The sequence below is a fragment of the Amycolatopsis sp. NPDC059027 genome (genome assembly GCF_042739735.1).
Lineage (GTDB): Bacteria > Actinomycetota > Actinomycetes > Mycobacteriales > Pseudonocardiaceae > Amycolatopsis.
Window position 1 is genome coordinate 86,442 of record NZ_JBHYIK010000026.1, and the last position, 22,171, is coordinate 108,612.

General features: G+C 69.4%; 22 protein-coding genes. 9 read left to right on the plus strand and 13 right to left on the minus strand.

What is annotated here, in order from left to right; all coding sequences use genetic code 11:
* Positions 1-64 precede the first annotated feature (64 nt).
* Positions 65-1,444, plus strand: a complete 1,380-nt coding sequence (locus ACFWY9_RS19760; protein WP_378339473.1) for an amidase — start codon at positions 65-67, stop codon at positions 1,442-1,444.
* Between the two features lie 103 nt (positions 1,445-1,547).
* Here the strand turns inward: ACFWY9_RS19760 and ACFWY9_RS19765 are convergent, their stop codons facing one another.
* A complete protein-coding gene (locus ACFWY9_RS19765) occupies positions 1,548-2,420 on the minus strand; it encodes an HpcH/HpaI aldolase/citrate lyase family protein (RefSeq protein ID WP_378325987.1) in 873 nt (290 codons plus the stop codon).
* On the minus strand, positions 2,417-3,487 hold the full coding sequence (locus ACFWY9_RS19770; RefSeq protein ID WP_378325986.1) for an HpcH/HpaI aldolase/citrate lyase family protein: 1,071 nt from the start codon (positions 3,485-3,487) through the stop codon (positions 2,417-2,419). Before ACFWY9_RS19770 ends, ACFWY9_RS19765 begins: the two co-directional genes overlap by 4 nt.
* A gap of 451 nt (positions 3,488-3,938) precedes the next feature.
* Here ACFWY9_RS19770 and ACFWY9_RS19775 point away from each other — a divergent pair, with 451 nt between their 5' ends.
* The 3 genes from ACFWY9_RS19775 to ACFWY9_RS19785 are packed head-to-tail and all read left to right on the plus strand — an operon-like array spanning position 3,939 to position 6,237.
* Positions 3,939-4,592, plus strand: coding sequence for a hypothetical protein (locus ACFWY9_RS19775; protein ID WP_378325984.1), 654 nt, complete (start codon positions 3,939-3,941; stop codon positions 4,590-4,592).
* 19 nt (positions 4,593-4,611) lie between these two features.
* A complete protein-coding gene (locus ACFWY9_RS19780) occupies positions 4,612-5,262 on the plus strand; it encodes an SDR family oxidoreductase (RefSeq protein WP_378325983.1) in 651 nt (216 codons plus the stop codon).
* Between the two features lie 24 nt (positions 5,263-5,286).
* Entirely contained in the window at positions 5,287-6,237 is a 951-nt protein-coding gene (locus ACFWY9_RS19785) for a ribose-phosphate diphosphokinase (RefSeq protein WP_378339475.1), read from the plus strand.
* On the opposite strand, the gene ACFWY9_RS19790 is transcribed toward ACFWY9_RS19785, so the two are convergent.
* Genes ACFWY9_RS19790 through ACFWY9_RS19800 form a run of 3 tightly spaced genes read right to left on the minus strand, consistent with a single transcriptional unit; the run spans position 6,234 to position 9,610 of the window.
* Positions 6,234-6,962, minus strand: coding sequence for an SDR family NAD(P)-dependent oxidoreductase (locus ACFWY9_RS19790; RefSeq protein WP_378339477.1), 729 nt, complete (start codon positions 6,960-6,962; stop codon positions 6,234-6,236). The two genes, ACFWY9_RS19785 and ACFWY9_RS19790, sit on opposite strands and share 4 nt — an antisense overlap.
* Positions 6,962-8,263, minus strand: a complete 1,302-nt coding sequence (locus ACFWY9_RS19795) for an MFS transporter (protein WP_378325979.1) — start codon at positions 8,261-8,263, stop codon at positions 6,962-6,964. The genes ACFWY9_RS19790 and ACFWY9_RS19795 overlap by 1 nt, the downstream gene beginning before the upstream one ends.
* Positions 8,264-8,302: 39 nt before the next feature.
* Entirely contained in the window at positions 8,303-9,610 is a 1,308-nt protein-coding gene (locus ACFWY9_RS19800; RefSeq protein WP_378325978.1) for a D-arabinono-1,4-lactone oxidase, read from the minus strand.
* A gap of 90 nt (positions 9,611-9,700) precedes the next feature.
* Between ACFWY9_RS19800 and ACFWY9_RS19805 the strand changes: the two genes are divergently transcribed.
* Entirely contained in the window at positions 9,701-10,885 is a 1,185-nt protein-coding gene (locus ACFWY9_RS19805) for an amino acid deaminase/aldolase (protein WP_378325976.1), read from the plus strand.
* Here the strand turns inward: ACFWY9_RS19805 and ACFWY9_RS19810 are convergent, their stop codons facing one another.
* A complete protein-coding gene (locus tag ACFWY9_RS19810) occupies positions 10,886-11,626 on the minus strand; it encodes a VOC family protein (RefSeq protein ID WP_378339478.1) in 741 nt (246 codons plus the stop codon). It abuts the gene before it with no gap.
* A 93-nt stretch (positions 11,627-11,719) separates the two neighbouring features.
* Complete coding sequence (locus ACFWY9_RS19815; RefSeq protein WP_378325973.1) at positions 11,720-12,361, minus strand: TetR/AcrR family transcriptional regulator; 642 nt, start codon at positions 12,359-12,361, stop codon at positions 11,720-11,722.
* A 133-nt stretch (positions 12,362-12,494) separates the two neighbouring features.
* Here ACFWY9_RS19815 and ACFWY9_RS19820 point away from each other — a divergent pair, with 133 nt between their 5' ends.
* Both ACFWY9_RS19820 and ACFWY9_RS19825 read left to right on the plus strand, forming a co-directional pair.
* On the plus strand, positions 12,495-13,817 hold the full coding sequence (locus tag ACFWY9_RS19820) for a GH1 family beta-glucosidase (RefSeq protein WP_378339480.1): 1,323 nt from the start codon (positions 12,495-12,497) through the stop codon (positions 13,815-13,817).
* Entirely contained in the window at positions 13,810-15,087 is a 1,278-nt protein-coding gene (locus ACFWY9_RS19825) for an MFS transporter (protein ID WP_378339482.1), read from the plus strand. The genes ACFWY9_RS19820 and ACFWY9_RS19825 overlap by 8 nt, the downstream gene beginning before the upstream one ends.
* Positions 15,088-15,430: 343 nt before the next feature.
* On the opposite strand, the gene ACFWY9_RS19830 is transcribed toward ACFWY9_RS19825, so the two are convergent.
* Positions 15,431-15,856: a hypothetical protein gene (locus ACFWY9_RS19830; RefSeq protein ID WP_378339483.1), complete on the minus strand. Its 426-nt coding sequence runs from the start codon at positions 15,854-15,856 to the stop codon at positions 15,431-15,433.
* Between the two features lie 13 nt (positions 15,857-15,869).
* Positions 15,870-16,226: a hypothetical protein gene (locus ACFWY9_RS19835; RefSeq protein WP_378325969.1), complete on the minus strand. Its 357-nt coding sequence runs from the start codon at positions 16,224-16,226 to the stop codon at positions 15,870-15,872.
* A gap of 309 nt (positions 16,227-16,535) precedes the next feature.
* On the opposite strand from ACFWY9_RS19835, the gene ACFWY9_RS19840 reads away from it, so the two are divergent.
* Together ACFWY9_RS19840 and ACFWY9_RS19845 are read left to right on the plus strand one after the other, a co-directional pair.
* Positions 16,536-17,930 carry a tetratricopeptide repeat protein gene (locus ACFWY9_RS19840; RefSeq protein WP_378325968.1) on the plus strand — a complete coding sequence of 465 codons (1,395 nt, stop codon included), beginning with the start codon at positions 16,536-16,538 and terminating at the stop codon, positions 17,928-17,930.
* Between the two features lie 22 nt (positions 17,931-17,952).
* Entirely contained in the window at positions 17,953-18,840 is an 888-nt protein-coding gene (locus tag ACFWY9_RS19845; protein ID WP_378325967.1) for a phosphotransferase, read from the plus strand.
* Positions 18,841-19,036: 196 nt separating this feature from the next.
* Here ACFWY9_RS19845 and ACFWY9_RS19850 read toward each other — a convergent pair whose 3' ends face one another.
* From ACFWY9_RS19850 to ACFWY9_RS19865, 4 genes are all read right to left on the minus strand, one after another.
* Entirely contained in the window at positions 19,037-20,065 is a 1,029-nt protein-coding gene (locus ACFWY9_RS19850) for a copper resistance D family protein (protein WP_378325966.1), read from the minus strand.
* On the minus strand, positions 20,065-20,619 hold the full coding sequence (locus ACFWY9_RS19855) for a copper resistance protein CopC (protein ID WP_378325965.1): 555 nt from the start codon (positions 20,617-20,619) through the stop codon (positions 20,065-20,067). The genes ACFWY9_RS19850 and ACFWY9_RS19855 overlap by 1 nt, the downstream gene beginning before the upstream one ends.
* Positions 20,619-21,398 (minus strand): YcnI family protein, encoded by a 780-nt coding sequence (locus ACFWY9_RS19860; RefSeq protein ID WP_378339485.1) that lies wholly within the window; start codon positions 21,396-21,398, stop codon positions 20,619-20,621. The genes ACFWY9_RS19855 and ACFWY9_RS19860 overlap by 1 nt, the downstream gene beginning before the upstream one ends.
* Before the next feature lie 76 nt (positions 21,399-21,474).
* Entirely contained in the window at positions 21,475-21,960 is a 486-nt protein-coding gene (locus ACFWY9_RS19865; protein ID WP_378326075.1) for a hypothetical protein, read from the minus strand.
* Between the last annotated feature and the right edge of the window lie 211 nt (positions 21,961-22,171).

Below are 22,171 nucleotides of genomic sequence, written 5' to 3' on the forward strand. Positions count from 1 at the left end.
CCTCCTTCACGGCGTTGAGCGCCGGTAAGGAGGCCTTCACGGACCGACGCTGAGGAGGAACGCCGTGCCGGAGTTGGCCGATCTGACCGCCGTCGAGCTGGTGACCGCGTACCGCGAGGGCACGCTCTCGCCGGTCGAGGTCACCGAGGACGTCCTCGCCCGCATCGAGGCGCGCGAGCCCGAGCTACACGCGCTCTACGCGTACGACCCGGCTGGCGCGCGAGAGGACGCGAAGGCGTCCGAGGCGCGTTGGCAGGCGGGGGAGCCTCAAGGCCCGATCGATGGCGTCCCCTTGACGCTGAAGGAGAACATCGCGACGCGCGGCACGCCGGTCCCGCTCGGCACGGCCGCCACCGAACTCGTCCCGGCCCCCGCCGACGCGCCGGCCGCTGCCCGAGTCCGCGAGTCCGGTGGGGTGCTGGTGGCGAAGACGACCATGCCGGACTACGGCATGCTGACCTCGGGTTTGTCGAGCTTCCACACCGCGTCGCGCAATCCGTGGGACCCGTCGCGCACACCGGGCGGTTCGAGCGCGGGCGCCGGTGCGGCCGCGGCTGCCGGGTACGGACCGCTGCACGTCGGCACCGACATCGGCGGCTCCATCCGGCTGCCCGCCGGGTGGTGTGGTCTGGCCGGGCTCAAGCCGAGCTTCGGCCGCGTCCCGGTGGACCCGCCGTTCCTCGGCCGCGTCGCGGGGCCCATGACCCGCACGGTGGCCGACGCCGCGCTGCTGATGAGCGTCCTGTCCGCGCCCGACCTACGCGACCATTTGTGCCTGCCACCCGCGGACCTCGATTGGTCCACTGTGGACGCCTCGGTGCGCGGTCTGCGCGTCGGACTCCACCTCGATCCCGGAACGGGCCTCGCGGTGGAACCGGAGATCATCGCCGCCGTCACCGAGGCCGCGCGGCTTTTCGAGGCCGCTGGCGCAGTGGTGGAGCCGGTGGCCGCCTTCACGACCCGGGAGATGCTGGACGGCCTCGACCGCTTCTGGCGCGTTCGTGCCTGGTCCGACATGACGGCACTGCCCGCCGAGCGCCGCGCGAAGGTCCTGCCCTACATCGCCGCGTGGGCCGGGGGCGGGGCCGAAGTGTCCGGTGTGGACACTTACCGCGCCTTCGCCCAGATGGACGCGGTGAGTGTGGCTGCCCTGCGCGCGACCGCCCCGTTCGATCTGGTGCTCTCGCCGACCAGCCCGGTCAGTCCACCGCCCGCGGAATGGGCCTCGCCGACCAACGACCCGGTCCGCGCGCTGGAGCACATCGCGTTCACCGTGCCGTACAACATGTCCGGCCAGCCCTCGCTCGCCGTCAACTGCGGCTACACCTCCGGCGGCCTGCCCATCGGCCTGCAGATCACCGGCCCCCGCTTCGCCGACGTCGCGGTGCTGCGGGCGGGTGCCGCCTTCGAACGCCTCCGCCCCGAACAACGCCCCTGGCCGTGAGCCCCCGCACCGAGGGACGCCTTCGGTGCACTGGCCGCACCCGGGGACGCCCTCGTCTCATCCAACGCACCAAGGGCGTCCCTCGGTGCGGGGCCGGGCCCACCTACTCCGCAGGCGTGCCGATGGCGTCGGCCAGGGCGAGTACCCGGCGCGCGTTGTCCACGTGCAGGTTCTCGATCATCCGCCCGTCCACCGTCACGACGCCCTTACCCGCTGCCTGAGCCTCTTCGAACGCCGCGATGATCCGGCGCGAGCGGTCGATCTCCTCCTCGGACGGCGCGAAGATCCGGTTGCACGGCTCGACCTGCCCGGGGTGGATGAGCGTCTTGCCGTCGAAGCCGTACTGGCGGCCCTGCAGGCATTCCGCCTCGAATCCCTCGAGATCCTTCACGTCGTTGTAGACGCCGTCGAGGATGACCTTCCCGGTCGCCCGTGCCGCGAGCAGCGCCAGCGACAGCCCGCCGAGCAGCGGTCCGCGGCCCGGCACGAACTCCGCGTGCAGCTCCTTGGCCAGGTCGTTCGTGCCCATCACGAGCACGGTCAGCCGCTCCGACGCGCCCGCGATCTCCGCCGCGTGCAACATCGCGACGGGCGTCTCGACCATCGCCCAGATCTTCGTGCTCTCCGGGGCGCCGCCGAGTTCCAGCGCGCGCTCGATGTTGTGCACCTCGGCCGCCGAGTTCACCTTCGGCACCACGATCGCGGCCGGGCCAGCCTGTGCGGCGGCGCGCAGGTCGGCGTCGTGCCATTCGGTGTCGAGGCCGTTGACCCGGATGGTCACCTCGCGTTTGCCGTAATCCCCGGACGAAGCCGCGGCACAGACGCGTTCACGGGCCTCTTCCTTCGCGTCCGGCGCGACGGCGTCCTCCAGGTCGAGGATCAGCGCGTCCGCGGGCAGCGTCTTCGCCTTCTCCAGCGCGCGTTCGTTCGCGCCCGGCATGTACAGCACCGAACGGCGCGGTTTGACCTCGGTCACGCCAAAGCCTCCTTGGTGGCCGCGTCATAGGCGGCGGCGAGTTCGGGGTCGTCGGCGGCCAGCTCGTCGGCCAGCTCGGCGACCACCCGGCACTGCTTCACCGACGCGTCGTCCTGCATTTTCCCGTCGATCATGACCGCGCCCGTGCCGTCGCCCATCTCGGCGATGACCCGGCGCGCCCAGGCCACATCGGCAGGCGAGGGGGAGAAGACCTTCTTCGCGATGTCGATCTGCACCGGGTGCAGGCTCCACGCCCCGACACAGCCGAGCAGGAACGCGTTGCGGAACTGGTCCTCGCAGGCCACGACGTCGCGGATGTCCCCGAACGGCCCGTAGTACGGCAGGATCCCGTGCATCGCGCACGCGTCGACCATCCGCGCGACCGTGTAGTGCCACAGGTCCTGCTGGTACGTCGTGCGCCCGGTGATCAGGTCCTCGCCGACGGGGTCGGTGCGCACCAGGTAGCCGGGGTGCCCGCCGCCGACCCGGGTGGTCTTCATCCGGCGGCTCGCGGCGAGGTCGGCAGGGCCGAGCGAGATGCCCTGCATGCGCGGGCTCGCGCCGGCGATCTCCTCGACGTTCGCCACCCCGCTCGCGGTCTCCAGGATCGCGTGCACGAGCAGCGGCTTCTCCAGCCCGGCGCGGGCCTCCAGCTGGGCGAGCAACCGGTCGACGTAGTGGATGTCCTGGGCGCCCTCGACCTTCGGCACCATGATGACGTCGAGCTTGTCGCCGATCTCGGTGACCAGCGTGACCAGGTCGTCCAGCACCCACGGCGAGTCGAGGCTGTTGACGCGCGTCCACAGCTGGGTCTTCCCGAAGTCGTTCGCCTTGGCGATCGCCACCAGCCCGCTGCGCGCGGCCTCCTTGCGGTCCGCGCGCACGGCGTCCTCGAGGTTGCCGAGCAGGACGTCGACCTTCTTCGCGATGTCCGGCACCTTGGCGGCCATCTTCTCGTTGCCGGGATCGAAGAAGTGGATCATCCGCGACGGCCGCACCGGGATCTGGCGGAGCGGTTCCGGCGCGCCCAGCGCGAGCGGGGCGAAGAAGTCCTTCGGCGAGCGCATCGATCCTCCATGCACGGTTGTATACCGACGAGTAACCATAAACCCGGGCGCCGCCCGGGCGCTGCGGTGCAAGTCACCTCCAACCGGGTGAGGGAACACGGATGGGGCAACCGCAACCGCTTTCGCTGGTCATCACTTCGACGTCCACTGTGGAATCCGAGTCGATTGGGCTGAATGGCCTAGCGCGTTGAATCCTTTGCCCTACGCCGGTTCTGTGCCTTCGGTAGTGGTTCGCGGGCGCACAGTAATGCCACTCACCTTGCCCTCACTCGGTTGGCGGCACGGTCGGACCGAAGTCCGACGACCGCCCGTCGACCGGTCACCGACCGCTGAGCGCCGTCGATCGCAGCCACTCCCGCTACCCGGAGACCCCGCGCCGTCGCACTGGTACTCAAGTACCTGTGCCGGTTTCCGCTGGCACGAGCGGTACAGGGTTGAAGGAGGCGGACTCGTGGCGGCTACACCTCAGAACACCGAGAGCTCGGCGGTCACCGGGAGCGCGAAGCGCAGCCGGTCCCTGCCCAGCCGTGTGGTGCCGCCGATCGAGCTTCCGGCGAGCGTCGAAGAGCTGGCCCGCAAGGCCGCCGCGCTGCTGGGCTGGCACGGAGTCGTGCTGCCCGAGACGACCATGCTCGGCCGCAAGGTCTGCGTGGTCGCGCGGTTGCGCACCGACGTGCACGCCGAGCGGATCGCGATGGGTGTCGGTCCCGTCGCCGACCGCGCCACCGTCGACACCTGGACCTGGCCGGAGCTGGCCGCGACCGCACCCGCGCCGGCCGCCGAGATCATCGGCGTCCTCGCGGTCGCCCGGCACTGGCGCACCGCGATGGCCTCCGCGGTTCCGTTCGCACGTTACGGCGAGGCCGCGATGGTTCTGCCATCGCCAGCCGTACTGACGGAGGACTACGTCGGCAACTGCCTGCCGCGGTCCCGCGCGTACGGCCTCGCCGTCGTCACCGCCGACCCGAACGCGATGATCGACCTCGACCTGGAGGGCCGCGACGAGCGGATCCTGCTCGCCGAGGACTCGGTCTCCCGGTACGTCAACGAGCTCGTCTACGACCAGCTCCTGCGCGCCACCGAGGTCCCGGCGGACGTCGACTAGCCGTACTACTGTCACCGGTATGCGAGTTGTCATTGCCGGTGGACACGGTCAGATCGCGCTGCGGCTGGAGAAACTGCTCGCCGCGCGCGGGGACGAGGCGGTCGGGATCGTCCGCAATCCCGAACACGTGACGGACCTCGAAACGGTCGGTGCCCGTGCCGTGGTGCTCGACCTGGAGAAGTCCGATGTGGACGCTGTGGTCAAGGTGCTCGAAGGTGCCGACGCGGCGATCTTCTCCGCGGGCGCCGGGCCGGGCAGCGGTACCGCTCGTAAGGACACTGTGGACCGTGGTGCTGCCGCGTTGTTCGGTGAAGCGGCCGAACGGGCCGGGGTGCGCAGGCACATCCAGGTCGGCTCGATGGGCACCGACAAGCTCGACTCGCCCGCGTTCAGTCCGGAATTCCGCGTCTACCTGGAGGCCAAGAAGGCCGCCGAGGACGACCTGCGGGCCCGCGATCTGGACTGGACGATCCTGCGGCCGGGTCAGCTGACCGACGATCCCGGCACCGGGCTGGTGTACCTCTCGGACTCGACCGGCCGCGGCAAGATCCCGCGGGACGACGTCGCCCGCGCCCTCGTCGGCCTGCTCGACGCGCCCGAGACCGCGGGCCGCACGCTGGAGCTGATTTCCGGGGACCTGACGGTCGCCGAAGCCCTGGCGACGCTCTGATGGAGGACCGTTAGGCTGTCGGAAGTGAGCGCACGCGAGATCGCCATCTTCAGCGGAAGTGCCCATCCCGAGCTCGCGGCGGAGATCTGCGCGCATCTCGACGTCCCCCTGCTTCCCGTGCGGGTGCAGCGGTTCGCGAACGACTGCCTCGAGGTGCAGCTGCAGGCCAACTGCCGCGAACGCGACGTCTTCATCATCCAGCCGCTGGTTCGCCCGGTGCAGGAAAACCTCGTCGAGCTGCTGCTGATGCTCGACGCCGCGCGCGGCGCCTCGGCCGCCCGGATCACCGCCGTCATCCCGCACTACTCCTACGCGCGTTCGGACAAGAAGGACGCGCCGCGGATCTCCATCGGTGGCAAGCTCGTCGCCGATCTGCTGGTCACGGCGGGCGCGAACCGGGTGCTGGCGATGACGTTGCATTCGCCGCAGGTGCACGGGTTCTTCGACATCCCGGTCGATCACCTGCACGCGTTGCAGGAGCTGGCCCGCTACTTCCGGCAGTACGACCTTTCGCAGACCACCGTGGTGTCGCCGGATCTGGGCAACGCCAAGGAGGCGGCGCATTTCGCGCGGCTGCTCGGCGCGCAGGTCGCCGCCGGGGCCAAGCAGCGCTTCGCCGATGACCGCGTCCAGATCAGCTCCGTGATCGGCGAGATCACCGGCCGTGACGTGATCGTCCTCGACGACGAGATCGCCAAGGGCAGCACGGTCCTCGAACTGCTGGACCGCCTTCGCGAGCTGAAGCCGCGTTCGATCCGCGTCGCCTGTACGCACGGGCTTTTCGCCGCCAGGGCGATCGAGCGGATCGGCGCGCAGGAGGACGTGCTGGAGATCGTCTGCACCAACACGGTGCCGATCCCGGCGGACGAACGCACGGACAAGCTCAAGATCCTGTCGATCGCCCCGGCGATGGCCGAGGCGATCCGCCGCATCCACAACGGCGAGTCCGTCAGCGCGTTGTTCGAGCCCGCCTAAGCCATCAACGCACCGCCGTTGACGTCGAGGACGGCGCCGGTGATCCAGTTCGCCTCGGCCGAAGCGAGGAAGCAGACCGCCGCCGCGATGTCCTCGGCCGTGCCGAGACGTCCCACCGGCACGGCGGCGAGGATGCGGCGCAGCAGCTCCGGGTCCTGGTCGTTGATGAGGCCGGTGTCGACCGGGCCGGGCGCGACGGCGTTGACGGTGATCCCCTCGGTGGCCAGCTCGCGTGCGGCGCTGCGGGTCAGCGAGATCAGACCCGCCTTGGAACTCGCATACGCCGCAGTGCCGAGCAACCCGCCGCCCTGACGTCCGGCGACCGACGCGACGTTCACGATCCGTCCGCCGCGTGCGCGCATCGGGGCGATCGCGGCACGGATCGTGGTGAGGGCCGCGGTCAGGTTCACCGCGTGCACCCGCTCCCAGCGTTCGGGGGTCAGCTCGGCCAGCGGCGTCGTGTCCAGCAACGCCGCGTTGTTGACCAGTACCGCGTGGCCTGGCCCGTCCGCCAACGATGTCCGGACGGCGTCGGCGAGGGCGTCGTGGTCGGTGACGTCCAGCGCGATCGTCCGGTGTGGACTGTCCAAAGCGGTCAGTGCCACGGCGTCGCGGTCGATCAGCGTGACCTCGGCGCCCTGCGCCGCCAACGCGGTGGCCGTCGCCAGGCCGATCCCGCGGGCGGCGCCGGTGACGACCGCGTGCACGCCGTCGAGCGCGAACATCACTGCCTCAGGCCGTCGGTGAAGTCGGCGTCCTTCGTCTCCCGCATCAGCAGCAGCGAGACCAGGCAGATCACCGCGATCCCGATCAGGTACAGCGAGATCGGCGTGGACGAGCCGGTCTTCGCCAGCAGGTCGGTCGCGATGATGGGGCTGACCCCGCCGCCGACGACTCCCGCCGCGCTGTAGGCGAAGGACGCGCCGGAGTAGCGGAACCGTACGCGGAACAACTCGGGCAGGAACGCGCCCATCGGGCCGTAGAGCATCGCGAAGCACAGCATGCCGCCGGTCATGCCGAGTGTGATCAGCACCGGCTCCCGGGTTTCGATCAGCCAGAACATCGGGAACGCCCAGAGCGCGGCGATGGTCGCCGAGGCGATGCACAGCAGCCTGCGGCCGATCCGGTCGGAATACACCGCGAACACCAGCGTCAGCACGCCCATGATCGACACCGCGATCATGGCCGCGACGAGCATCGTCGTACGGCTGACCTCGAGCGTTCCGGTGCCGTAGGAGAGCACGAACGTCGTGACCGTGTAGAAGAGTGTGTGCGCCAGGATGAACGACAGCGTGGCGAGGACGAGCACGCCGGGCTGGCGGCGCAGCAGCTCGAAGAACGGGACGCGGGATCGCTCCTGCTTGTCCAGCGCGGCCTGAAAGATCGGCGTCTCGGCGATGCGCATCCGGATGTAGAAGCCGACGACCAGCAGGATCGCCGAGGCCAGGAACGGGATGCGCCAGCCGATCGAGCGGAAGGTGTCGGCGGACATCGTCGCGTTGAGGATCAGGAACAACGCGTTGCCCAGCACGAACCCGATCGCGGGCCCGAGCTGCGGGAACGCCGAGTACAGCCCGCGTTTGCCCGGCGGCGCGTACTCGGTGGCGAGCAGCACCGCGCCGCCCCATTCCCCGCCGAGGCCGATGCCCTGGAGGAACCTCGTGATCACGAGCAGGATCGGCGCGGCCACCCCGATGTCCGCATAGGACGGAATGAGCCCGATGACCACGGTCGCCCCGCCCATCAGCAGCAGCGAGACGATGAGCATCCGCTTGCGGCCGAGCCGGTCGCCGAAATGTCCGAAAAGGACGGCGCCGAGCGGACGGGCGATGAACCCGACCGCGAACGTCGCGAACGAGGCCAGTGTGCCGGCGAGCGTGGAGAACTTCGGGAAGAACACCGTGCCGAAAACCAGCGCGGCCGCGGTCCCGTAGATGTAGAAGTCGTAGAACTCGATCGCGGTGCCGATGAAGCTGGCGGTCGCGATCCGGCGCCGCGACGGCGCTTCCGTGGTCGTGCTGTTCACCCGCCGATGTGATCACGCACGACCGTGCTGGACAAGAGGCTAAGTGAGCGGTCCGAGTATCCGGTCGAGATAGGTGTTGGTGAAGACGCCCGCCGGGTCGACCTCCTTGCGAATACGCAGGAAGTCGTCGAAACGCGGGTAGCGCGTCCGTAGCGTGTGCACGTCGAGGTCGTGCATCTTGCCCCAGTGCGGGCGTCCGCCGACCTGGCCCGCGATGTCGGCGAAGGCCGCGAAGTACTCGCGATACGGCATGCCGGTGAACTGGTGGATGGCGATGTAGGCGGAGTCGCGGCCGTGTGCGGTGGACAGCCAGATGTCGTCGCCCGCGGCGACGCGGACCTCGACCGGGAACATCACCGGGTTCTCCAAGCGCGGCACGAGCGCGCGCAACTCGGCGAGCACGTCGAGGACGGACTCACGCGGCACCGCGAACTCGGACTCGGTGAACCGGACCCCACGATGCGTGACGAACACGCGGTGGGAGACGTCGCTGTAGTCGCGTTCCGAGAGCACCTGCGAGGCGAAGCCGCCCAGCGGTTTCACCAGCTTCGGCACCGCGCGGCCGATGCGGCACAGCCCGCCGAACGCGATGTTCTCGGTGAGGTCGTAGTCGATGAACTGCTTGAGCCTGCTCAGCGGCTTGCGCTCGGCGTCGGCAGGCAGCCGGTTGTTGCGCTTGACCAGCGCGTCGCGGCCGTAGGGAAACCAGTAGAACTCGAAGTGGTCGTTGTTCGCGGCGAACTCGTCGAAACCTTCGAGGACCTGCTCCAAGGGCTCCGGACGTTCCTGCGCGGAGAGCACGAACGACGGTTCGCACTGGAGCGTGACGGTGGTGATGACGCCGAGCGCGCCGAGCCCGACCCGGGCGGCGGCGAATAGTTCCGGGCGTTCGGTGGCCGAGCAGCTCACGACCGAGCCATCGGCCAGGACGAGTTCGAGCGCGGCGATCTGGGTCGCGAGCCCGCCGAATTTCGCGCCGGTGCCGTGGGTTCCGGTCGAGATCGCACCCGCGACGGTCTGCGCGTCGATGTCGCCGAGGTTGGTCATCGCCAGGCCGAGTGCGTCGAGTTCGGCGTTGAGCTGCCGCAACGTCGTACCCGAGCGAACGGTCACGAGCCCGGTCGAGACGTCGGCCTTTTCGATGCCGGTCCAGCGGGTCAGGTCGAGCGCGTCCGAGTCGGCGACGGCGATCGCGGTGAAGGAATGGCCACTGCCCCAGGCGCGAACGCTGTGACCTGCGGCGGCCACCGTCGCGACGGTTTCGGCGATGTCGGCCACGCTGCGGGGCTGATGGACGCGCTGCGGCGAGGCGTGCGCGGTACCGGCCCAGTTGCTCCACCGTGTCATGCGTCTGCACCTGTTCCTCAGAGGTGTGAGTGCCGAAACAGTAAGTGAATAGTATTCGCGTTTCAAGCCTTGTTGTCGTACTTTAGAGCGGTGACCAGTGCGACGGTGTACGACGCGGCGACCAAGGACCTCGATCCTCCGTTCGCCGTCGTCGACTTGGCGGCCTTCGACGCGAACGCCGACGACCTGGTGCGCCGCGCCGCGGGAAAGCCGATCCGGGTGGTCAGTAAATCCGTGCGCTGCCGTGCGCTGTTGGAGCGGGTGCTCGCGAAGCCGGGTTTCACCGGCCTCATGTGCTACTCGCTGGCCGAAGCAGTCTGGCACGTCGAGCAGGGCACCACGGACGACATAGTCGTCGCGTACCCGACGGCCGATTACGGGGCGCTGCGCAGGCTCGCGGCGGACGAACGCGCGCGAGCGGCGATCACGATCATGGTCGATTCGGCCGAGCACCTGGACCTGGTGGACGCCGCGCTGGGGAACGGGCATCCGGAAATCCGGGTGTGCCTGGAGCTGGACGCGTCGTGGCGGCCGCTGCCCGGCGTGCACGTCGGTACCCGGCGGTCGCCGGTCTTCACCCCGAAGCAGGCCGCCGAACTGGCCCGGATCATCATGGCGCGCAAGGGTTTCCGCCTGGCAGGGATGATGGCGTACGAGGGCCAGATCGCCGGTCTCGGCGACGCCGACGGCGGCCGTCCGAAGAACGCGGTCGTCGGCTGGATGCAGCGCCGGTCGGCGGCGGAGCTGGCACGACGGCGCGGGGCCGCGGTGCGGGCCGTGCGTGCGATCGCGGATCTGGAGTTCGTGAACGGCGGGGGCAGCGGCAGCGTCGAATCCACGGTCGCGGAGGACGCGGTCACCGAGGTCGCGGCCGGTTCGGGGCTGATCGGACCGACGCTCTTCGACGGCTACACCCATTTCTCGCCGCGTCCTGCCGCGTTGTTCGCACTTCCGGTGGTGCGCCGCCCGACGCGCAACGTCGCGACGCTCTACTCCGGCGGCTACATTGCTTCGGGCCCGACAGGACCTTCGCGCGTCCCGACGCCGTACCTGCCTTCGGGGCTCTCGCTGTTGAGCTTCGAGGGTGCGGGCGAAGTCCAAACGCCGGTCACCGGCGAAGCCGTCCGGTCGCTGAGGCTCGGCGACCGCGTCTGGATGCGTCACGCGAAGGCAGGCGAACTCGCCGAGCGGTTCACGCACTATCACCTGGTCTCCGGCGACCGGGTGGAGCGCACCGTGCCGACCTACCGCGGCGAGCAGCAGAACTTCGGCTGATTACTGCCGGGATCCTACTGAGAACTCCGTGCCCCACAGGTCGGTGATCGTGGACATCCGGCAGTACGGCGTGTCCTCCGGCGCGGTGGCCTTCCCACCCGCGGCCTTGACTCGCGCCACGGTTTCGTCGGCGTCGGCGACCTCGAACAGCGTCGCCCAACTCGACGCCGCTGCGTCGGCCGATCCCATGATGCCGCCGATCTCGTGCCCGTCCGGCCTGCGCAGGAAGGTGAAATCGACGCCGGGGAGGTCCTTGTTGCCGTCCAGCGTGAAGTCGAAGACCGCGGTGTAGAAGGCCCGCGCCCGCTCGGCGGCGGGAGTGACCAGGTCGTTGCGCACCAGCGTGTCCGGTTCGTTGACCAACCGGCAGCCCGGCCGGGAACGTCCTTGCCAGAGCCCGAACCGCGCGCCCGTCGGGTCGACGACGAGCGCCGTACGAGCCTCGTCGCCGAGGTCGTGCGGCTCTTCGAACAGCGTGCCGCCCGCGGCGACGGCCTGCTTGGTGGTGCCGTCGCAGTCGTCGGTGGCCAGGTGAACGGTCCAGCCGCCGCCCGCCGACATGGTCTCGCGCAAGCCCGCGACCGGGAGGCCGCGCAGCAGACAGGTGGTGCCGTGCTCGCCGGTGGCGAACTCCCAGCCGAAAACGGACCCGTAGAACGCCTGGGTCGCGGGCAGATCCGCGACCTCCAGTTCGATCCACGTCGGCGTGCCCAGCGGCTGGTTGTGGTCGATTCGGCTCATCGTGTGCTCCCTCGCTCGGTGACCCGGCCGAGGGTAGGCGGCAATTAGGTCAGTCCCGGTCCTCAGTTCGGGGAAGGCGCTTACTGATCACCGTCATTCGCCGAACTTGCTCGCCAGATAGCCCTTCACCAGGTACTTCGTCTCCGCGACGATCTTCTCGTCACCGCGTGACTCGCGCCGGAACGCGAGTTTGAGCAGTGCGTCGGCGGCCTCGTTGGCGATGGTGATGGCGAAGCGCAGGTCCTCGACCGGCCGGTCCACCCGCACACTGAGGATGTCGGTCAGCGAGTCGACGAGTACCGCGTTGTTGTCCCGATCCTCGTCGAGCAGCTGGCGGTCGACCACGTCGCCGAAGTGGACCTTGGAGAAGCCCGGTACCTCGCGGTGCATCCGTAGATAGATGTCGAGGATCGAGTCGACGACGTCCCACCAGTGCTCCGGGCTGAGTTCGGTCAGCCGCTCGTTCACCGCGGCGACGAAGCGTTCCATGTTGCGCTGGGTCAGCGCCTGGACCACAGCCCGCTTGTCGGGGAAGAACTGGTACAGCGAGCCGACGGCAACCCCCGCCCGCTTCGCGATGAGCGTCGTGGTCAGTGCGTCGTAGCCGAGCTCGTCTATCAACGCGGCGCTCGCGTCGAGCATCTGCTCGACACGCTTCGCACTGCGTTGCTGCACCGGCTGCCGCCGGAGAGGGGTGGTGTCAGCGGACACCTTCGAGGCCTCGACGTCGGGCACTGAGTTCCTCCTCCACTTTCCGATCTGGGACTTTATCGTGTCGACGGGCTTCCCCCGGCCCGGACGACGACCTAGTATATGAGAACTTTTCACATTCACCCGGACGGGTGGCAGGACGAAAGGTGCGTAGCCGGTGGAGAACCCGACCTTCCCGCCCGATTTCCTCTGGGGAGTTTCGACTTCGGCCTTCCAGATCGAGGGAGCCACCAAGGAGGGCGGTCGCGGACCGTCCATTTGGGACACTTTCACCGCAACCGAGGGCAAGGTAGCACGCGGTGAACACGCCGACGTCGCGGCTGATCATTACCACCGGTACCCCGAAGACGTCGCGCTGATGGCCGAACTCGGCGTCGGCGCGTACCGGCTTTCGGTCGCCTGGCCACGGATCCAGCCCACCGGGAAGGGTGCCCCGAATCCGGAGGGACTTTCCTTCTACGACAAGCTGATCGACGCGGTGTGCGAGGCCGGCATCGCCCCCGTCGTCACGCTTTATCACTGGGACAGCCCGCAAGCCATCGAGGACGACGGCGGCTGGCTTTCCCGTGACACCGCGGACCGGTTCGCCGAGTACGCCGCGATCCTCGGCGAGCGATTCGCCGATCGGGTGAAATTGTGGATTCCGCTCAACGAGCCGATGGTCATGTCGATTTATGGCTATGCGATCGGGGAGTACGCGCCGGGCAGGACGTTGTTGCTCGACGCCGTTCCGACCGCGCATCACCAGGCGCTCGCCCATGGCAAGGCGGTCCAGGCCCTGCGCGCCGCCGGTGCCACGGGCATCGGCACCGCGAACAACCACTCGCCGATCTGGCCCGCAGCCGATACTCCCGCCGATCGCGCCGCGGGTGAATGGCTCGACGCGTTGATCAACCGGCTCTACGCCGACCCCGTTCTGCTGGGCCGGTACCCGGAACAGCTGCATCCGCATCTGCCCGAGGGATTCGCCGACGATCTGCCGACCATCGCGCAGCCACTCGATTTCTACGGCGTCAACTACTACGAGCCGCAGGGCGTCGCCGCGCCCGGCGAGGGCAACCCGCTCCCGTTCGAACTTCGCCCGATCGAGGGCTATCCGATGACGACCAACGATTCACCGATCGTCCCGCACGGCCTGCGCGAGTTGCTGGTGTCCTTCCACGAGCGCTACCGCGAGAAGCTGCCGCCCGTTCACATCACCGAAAACGGCTGCAGTTTCGCTGACGAGGTCGGCGAAGACGGAGCGGTGCACGACCCCGAACGCGTCGACTTCCTCGCCGGTCACCTCGGCGCGGTGCGCGAGGCGATGGACGCCGGGGTGGACGTCCGCGGTTATTTCGTCTGGTCGCTGCTGGACAACTTCGAATGGTCCAAGGGCTACGCGCCGCGGTTCGGCCTGGTGCACGTCGACTACGAGACGCAGCGCCGCACACCCAAGGATTCCTTCCACTGGTACCGGAAACTGGTGCGCCATGAGTGAGCTCACTGCCGAACCGCAGCCGTCGTCCGAGGTGCCGGAGGCCTTGGCCGAACCGGCCGTCCGGGTCCGCGCGGGCTGGATGAGCCTGCTGTTCACCGCCAACTTCGCGCTCTGGCTCGGGATCTACGCGCCGATCCAGGTGCTGCTGCCGAAACAGGCGGAGCTGCTCGCCGCCGCGGACAAGGAGTTCGTGTTCGGTCTCGTCACCGGCGTCGGCGCGGTGGTGGCGATGGTGATGAACCCGGCGATCGGGCTGTTGTCCGACCGCACCTGCTCCCGCTTCGGCCGCCGTCATCCGTGGACGGTCGCGGGCGCGACGGTCGCCGCGGCAGGACTGCTCGTGCTGGCGATCGCGCCGGACGTCGCGGTGATGACGATCGGCTGGTGTCTCGTGCAGGCCGGGCTCAACGGGATGCTCGCGACATTGATGTCCGGGATGGCCGACCGGGTGCCGATCGCCCAGCGCGCCCAGGCCGGCGGGCTCGTCGGCATCGCGCAGATGCTCGGCACGGTGCTCGGCTCGGCGGTGGTCGTGGTCATGCTCGACCTCGCCGGGCTGCCGCTGGCCTACGCCGTCTGCTCGGCGATCGTGCTCGGCGGCGCGGCGGCGTTCGTGCTGCGGACACCGGACGCGCGGCTGCCGATCGCGTTCCGTCCGTCCACCCGGCTGCGTGCGGTACTGACCGAGTTGTGGGTCTCCCCGCGGCGGCATCCGGATTTCGCCTGGGCGTGGGCGTGCCACTTCATGATCAACCTCGGCAACGCGTTCGGGACGCTGTACCTGCTGTTCTTCCTCAAGGACGCGGTGCACTACCCCGATCCGGACACCGGGCTGCTGATCATGATGGGGCTCTACGGCTTCGCGCTGGTGGTCGGCGCGGTGCTCGCCGGGCACTTCTCCGACAAGTCCGGCCGCCGGAAGCCGTACGTCCTCGGCGCGTCGGCGGTCATGGCGCTCGCCGCGCTCCTGCTCGTGGTGTGGCAGACGTGGCCGGTCGCGCTCGCGGCGTCCCCGTTGCTGGGTGTCGGCTTCGGCACGTACATGGCTGTCGCGCTCGCGATGCTGACGCAGGTGCTGCCCGCCGCGCAGGACCGGGCGAAGGATCTTGGTGTCGTCAACATCGCGAACTCGCTGCCGCAGGTCGTCGCACCGCTGCTGACGACCGTCATCCTCGCGTCGTTCGGGGGCTATCCGGCGTTGTTCACCGCGTCGGCCGCCGCGACGGTGATCGCCGGGGTCCTGGTCACGCGGGTGAAGTCGGTCAGCTGACCGGTATGGGATGTGGAACCGCGGGCCGGTGCCGGTCGGGGGAGGGGAGTGCAACGGCACCGGCCCGCGGAATCAAGGGGCCACTCGTGGGCGGGGTGTGCAGCGCGCGATCTACGAAAACCGCACCCTGCAGCTGATGATCTTCGCAATCTAGCGGTCGGATTATGCCCTCCGCTAGGGTTTCCGCAGAAATTTTTCGATTAATCGCGGTGGGGACCGGGATGGTTGCCGAGCGTCGACCTGTCACGGTCGGGGTTTCCGGACAGATCCGCTTCGGCCGGGGCGAACACGACATCGAGCCGATGGGGGCGGGGCGGCAGGCTGTCGCGTTCGCCGGGTCGGGTCAGGCCGGCGCGGCGGCCCGCCGCGGCGGGACCAGTGCGTGCCGCCCCGTCGTTTCGGCGGGCGTGGGTGCGCCGCCGCGGGACTGGCCGGGAACGGCGGCGCGGCGCCTGCCAGGACGCAGCCTGCTCGCGCTCGTCGTCTGCTGCGGGGCGAGGCCGCCCGCGACGAGGTGCTCGTGCGCGGCCTGCCAGACCGAGCACGGCGCCTTGCAGCGGTGCCACCGCGTCGAGCAGGTCGGGCAGTCACCGCGCTCGTCGGGCTCGTGTGCCTTGAGCATGGTGCGCCAGCCTTCGGCCAGCCGGGGCAGTTCGGAGCGGGCCACCGACACCAGCGACTGCGCGTCCGCGCGGTTCGCGAGATCCGCCAGCATGTCGAGGCGTTCCCAGACCGCGTTGCGCAGGACCTGGCCTAGTACCTGATCCATCGAGAGCTCACCGTTACCTTTCCGCCATCTTGGCGGCTTCGTTGAGCGCGGCCCTGAGCTGGCCGAGCTGGCCGGAGGTCAGTCGCGCCGTCTCGCCGGGAGGCGACACGAGGACCACCTGGTTGTCTTCGACGAAAACCGTGACCGCGCGTTCGCGGCTGATCAGATCGCCGCACTGGACGCGCCAGACCAGCTGCCCGCCCTCGTAGCGGCGCAGGCTCGCGGTACGGGGGTCGACGGGCGCGGAGGCGATGGGGCGAGGTGCCTGTGGCGTCGTGTTCATGGCCGCCGCCTTCGTGATCGCCGCCGGCCGCACAGGTCGCATGGCGGTACCGGCGTGCCCGGCTGCGATCGAGTCCACGAACTCCACTGGCTCTTCTCCGCTCTGTAGTCCTGCTGTCCGCTTGTCCGGCGCTGGTTCCTCTCGACCGGTTTTCGTAGCTCTCCGTAATCGCTGCCGGTATCCGGTCGGTGACGGAGATCTGACAACTACAGTGAAGTGAAACCGAGTGGGATAGAAGGTCGAAACGGCGTCATAGCGGTGACCGGACGCGGTTCCACGGTAAGCGGTCGAGGAACTTCGCCCGGACCGATCAGGGCGCGGTTTCGCTGTTTCACACGGTTCAAGAGCTTTGCCTACGCTGTTTCACAGACGCCCGACGGACGGTGAGGGGGCGCAATGGACGCCAATGGTGGCGGCAACGGACCCGGTTCCGAGGCCCGGCAGGGTCACACGGTTCCCGCGGAGGCCTGGGAGCAGGCCGAGATGCGAGCGGCACTCGCCGTTCGGGACGTGAGTGCCGTGTACCGGTTGTTGCGCAAGCACGGCATCTCGCAGCGCCAGATCGCCGCGCTGACCGGCCAGTCACAGTCCGAGGTGTCGGAGATCCTCAAGGGCCGCCAGGTCATGGCCTACGACGTGCTCACGAGGATCGCCGACGGGTTGGGTGTCCAACGTGGATACATGGGCCTCGCCTACGACGAGGCCACAGCGATACGGGTCGTCGGCACCGTCGGCGGCCAGCAGGCTGAGGAGGACGAATCCGTGAAGCGACGGAGGTTCCTCGCGCACGCCGCCCAGGTCACCATGGGCGCGGCGGTGTTCGGACCGGAATCGGGAACGTGGTCGGCCGGACCGGCGAGGACGCCGGCACCGGGCCGGATCGGGATGACCGACGTGCGCCAGGTGGAGGCCGCGACCAGGGCACTGCGGGCGCTGGACTACCAGTACGGCGGTGGTTTCTGCCGGGACGCCGTGGTCGCGCAGCTGTCGTGGGGACAGCAGATGCTCGAGGCCAACGGCACCGAGGTGGTCAAGAACAGGCTCTTCGTCGCGCTCGCCGACCTGCACAGCCTCGCCGGCTGGACCTCGTTCGACACCGGGCTGCTCGACTCCGCCCGCGGTCACTTCGCCAACGCGCTCGACCTGGCGAAACAGGGCGACAACCACCCGCTGGTCGCGAACGTGCTCTACCGGATGGGCCGGGTCTACCTCCATCAGGACGCGCCGAACGACGCGCTGAAGCTGTTCCAACTGGGCCAGATCGCGGCCCAGGAATCCGGCTCCGAACTGGCGGTTTCGGTGTTGTGCGCCAACGAGGCGTGGGCCTACGCGATGATGGGCAACGAGGAGCAGGCGGTGAAGTTGCTCGGCCGGAGCAAGGACGAGTTCGAGCGGGCCAACCTCGCCGAAGCCGAGTCCTGGGTCAAGTTCTTCACCGAGACCGACGTCTACGCGATGGTCGGCACCGTGCACACCGTGCTCGCGCAGCAGAACGCCGACCACACCAAGTACGCCATCCCGGCGCTGACCCGCGCGGTCGACTCCTACGACGACGACATGGCCCGCAGCAAGGCGTTCATGCTCAGCGCGCTGGCCACGAACCACCTGCTCGAAGGCGACATCGACCACGGCGCGAAGGTCGGCGGCAGGGCCATCGACTGCGCCGAGGGGCTCAAATCGGAGCGGGTGAAGGACCGGATGGAGCCGTTGCGGGAAGAAGCCGTGCGCCGTCAGAACAATGCGTACGCGCGTGACCTGGTCGATCGCCTGCACATCTTCTACGCGGCCTGAAGCAGGAGCCGCTGGGACCGTCTTGGACGGCCGGTTCACGCCCGAGAAACTGTACGGCGCGCTGAAAGCGACCTGCGCGTTGCTCGGACTCGACCCCGCCGGAGCACGGCTGCTGCGTTTCACGAACAACGCGGTGTACGCGCTGGCCTCCGCGCCGGTCGTCGTCCGGATCGTCGGCTCGACCCGGCTACGGCATCGCGTCGGGACGGTGGTCCGGGTCGCGAAGCACTTCGAACGGCACGACGTTCCGGCGATCCGCCTGCTCGACGGCATCGAGCAGCCCCTGCACGTCGGCGAGCACCTGGTGACCGTCTGGCACGAGGTGCCGAGCACCGGCCGTTCGGCGACCGTGGCCGAACTGGCCGGGCTGCTGCGCCGCGTGCACGCCCTCGAACCCCCGGACGGCCTTGCCGCGTGGGCGCCCCTCGCCGCGGTGCGCGCCAGGGTGTCGGATGCCGAGGAAATCGCCGAGGACGACCGGAGTTTCCTGCTCGACCGGTGTGCCGAACTGGACGACGCACTGGCCTCGCTGGACTTCCCGCTGCCCTGCGGACTGGTACACGGCGACGCCTACCCCGGCAATCTCATCCCCGGCCCGGACGGCCCGGTGCTCTGTGACTTCGACTCCTCCGGGATCGGGCCGCCGGAATGGGACCTGACGCCGCTCGCCGTGGGCAGTGCGCGCTTCGGTGACCCGCCGGAGCGGTACCGCACCTTCGCCGCCGCGTACGGCTTCGACGTCACCACTTGGCCGGGGTTCTCCGTGCTCAGGGCGGTGCGGGAACTGAAGCTGACGACCAGCGTGCTGCCCATTCTGCGCAGTCATCCGCAGGTGCGGGCGGAGTTGTACCGGCGACTGGACGACCTGCGGCACGGCCGTACGGAAACGCGCTGGTCGCGCTATCGCTGACTTCGCTCACTGCGCGAAATGCACGTGCATTCGGCGATGACAAAAGACCGTTCGTCGCATTAGGAAAATCGTCTTCGGAGAGTAGATAATTCTGCCCGACCTATCACCTCCAATGGATCACGCTTCCCCCAAATGTGCAAGTTGCAATCACGGAGTGTTAACGGTTGGGAAGTTGATCACCCGTCCGGGAGTCCGGTCAGGAAGCGGCGACCGGGGCGCGGGTGAGGACTACCGCGAAGCCGAACGCCAGCCCCATCACGGTCAGCTCCAGCGCCGCCCACGCGGCGAACGCGGTGCGGTTGTGCCGGATGATCTGCGGCATCAGCCGCCAGCGCACGTTCGCGCCGAGCACGGCGATCGCGGCGGTGCAGAGCAGTTTCAGCAGCACCAGCTGGCCGTACGGCGTGGTGAACACCCCTGCCCAGAAGCCGATGGTCGGGTTGAGCGAGATCTCGATGAGCCCGTTGAAGAGTCCGGTGGCCGCGGAAAGGATCAGGCACAGCGTCGCCAGCTTCGAGAACCGTGGCAGCGCGTGGGCGAGCAGCGTCCGGTTGGCGACCAGGAGCACGCCCATCGCGCCGAGCCCGCCTGTCCAGGCAACGGCGCTCATGACGTGCAGCTCCATCGAGATCATCGTGTAGTCGTGGTAGTTCCAGTTCGACGCGTGCCCGGTGACAGGCAGGGGCAGCAGCGCGAACAGGCCGAGTCCGACCCGCACCTCGGCGGGCACCTTTTCGCCGTGCCGCAGCGACAACGCGCCGAGCCCGGCGTGCAGCAGGGCGAGCACGGCGACGATGACGAGCGCCTTCCCGGCACCGACTTCGGCGATGTAGCCGCCGATGTCGGCCATCGACAGCTTCGGCGAGCCCGGTTTGAACTCGGCGGTCTGCAGGATGAGCGTCACGATCGCGGTCGCCGCCCACACCAGCGCGGCGGCGACGCCGGCGGGGCGGGCGAGCCGCAGGATCGGCTCGGTGAGCTTCGGGCGGTCGTAGCCGACCAGTACCGAGAGCAGCGCCAGCCCGATCGTGGTCACCGCGGAGAGATCCAGCAGCACCCGCACGACCGGGATGGCGGCCGAGACCACCTCGCTGACCTGCGCCACCCCGGGCACCGGGGCGGTGGCGGTCAGCGCGACGCCGATGAGGGCGCCGACGATGCCCGCCGCCACCACGCAGAACAGCGTGGCGTAGCGGACTCCTGCGGTGGTCCCGGCCCGAGTCATTACTGGCCTTTCTCCTTGGTGCCGCCGGTCCGGAGCGCGACGGTCAGCCCGATCGCGAGCAGCACGACGGCGCCCGCGATCCACACCCAGATCGGCACTCCGCCGCCGGAGGACGGCTGAGCCGCACCCGCGGGCTGACCGGTGCCGCCGGAGCGCGCCGCGTCGACGCTCGCCGGGGTGCCGGTGCCCGCGGTGGTGAGGGTGAACGGGATCTCGCCGGTCACCGCGTGCCCGTCGGCGGAGAGGATCCGGTAGCCGACGGTGTACTTCCCGGCCGGGCCGAGCGCGCGCAGCGGGGCGCTGACGACGTTGTTCTCCACCTTGACCGGGCCCTCGGCCCATTGTCCGCCGTTCGGGCCGGTGACCGCGATCTGGTTGACGTCGGCGTTCTGCACGTACTGGTCGAACGTCAGCTTGACCTGCGACGGCCCGGTCGCGACCGAGGCGTCCTTGGCCGGGTCGGACGAGACCAGCACGTTGTGCGCCAGCGCCGGGGTGGCCGTGGCGAGCAGGGCCACCCCGGTGATCGCCAGCGCGGTGAGCGCTTTGCGCATTACTTGGTTCCCTCTTCGTTCTTCGTGGTGTCGGTGGCGCTGGTGGCAGCCGGACGGCGGGAGCGCAGGATCGCGCCCGCGCCGACACCGAGGCCGAGCGCGCCGACGACGAGCCCGGCGCCGCCGAGCCAGCGTGCCGTGTTGTCGGAGGACGACGTCGCCGCGGCCTGGTCGCCATCCTTGCTCGCGTGCGCCCCGCCGTGGGCGTCGCCGCTCGCGCCCTTCGCGGCCAGCTTCACGACCGGCGCCGGGTGCTCGGGCTCCTCACCACTCGGCGGCGTCGGCTGGTTCCAGTTGACGACCTTGCCGCTGTCGTAGGTCTGCTCGGCCGGGAACTCGATCTGGTCGACGTTGGCAGGCAACGCGCCCGCGCTGATCTCGAACTCCTCGAACGACGTGTTGCCGGGGCCGATCTTGGTGCCGGGCTGCGCGGTCCAGGTGATCTTGGTGACGGCCTCGGTGATCTGCGTGCCGGACGCGGTGGTCACCGGCGCGGGCAGCTTGCTCTTCGTGACCTCGGAGGTCCAGCCGGGGATCGGGCGGGTGCGGGCGCCGCCGATGCCGTACTCGGGCTTGAGGTCGACCGACACCTTGACGGTGGCCGCGTTGGCATCCTCGTTCGGCACCCGGAAGAAGATGGCGCCGTACCCGCCCTTCGTCGGCTGGGTGCCGTAGACGTTCGCGGTGACGTGGGCGGAGGCGACACCGGCGCCGAGCAGACCGGTGATACCGATGGTGGCGGCCAGGAAACCGGCGCGCTTGAAGACGTGCTTGGACACGAAAACTCCTGAACGGGGTATGGGGGCGGCGGAATCTCGGGGGATTCGCCGGAGAAAGGGGGGATGAAGCTGGGGTTCAGGAGCGGACCGGCGGGCCGCGTCGCCCGTGTGCGCGACGGAGCTGGATGTCGAGCAGGTGGCCGGGGCTCGCGGTGCGCACCGGCAGCGGGACGGGGGCCGCGGCGGGCACCGGAAGGGTGCCGAGCAGCAGTGGCAGGACGGCACGCAGGGCCGAAAGCACCGCGAGCAGCATCGCGTCGGCACGGGCGAGCAGCAGTGCGGTGAGCACCGTGGCGACGGCGTGCGCGGCGGTCATCGTGAGCCCGGCGCCGGCGTCCGGCATGGCGTGCCCGGCGAGCGTGGTGAGCACGAGGTGCATGACGAGCTGACCACTGCCGAGCAGGGCGATGGTGGCGAGCGGTCCGCGTGCCTTCCCGGCGAGCGCGGTCGCGGTCCAGCCGATGAGGCCGGTGAGCAGGAGGGTCAGCGCCGCGTCCGGCACCCCGCCGTCGGCGAGGGCGTGCGCGGTGACGGCCAGTGCCGCGGAGCTGACGGCGAGCAGCCCGCCGCGCACAGCGCGTAACGCGCCGCGGTGCTGGACAGGATCGCTCACGCGAACAGATTAAGGGAGCACCACAGCGTGAGCGAGCACTCGCCATCCAGTGAGCACGTGGTGAGACAGCGTGGACGGATTGCAGCCGGATTGTTGACATCAGCGGGTTTGGGCAGGTCAGCCGATTTCGATCGGGTTAAGGCGGCTTGACACGACGGCG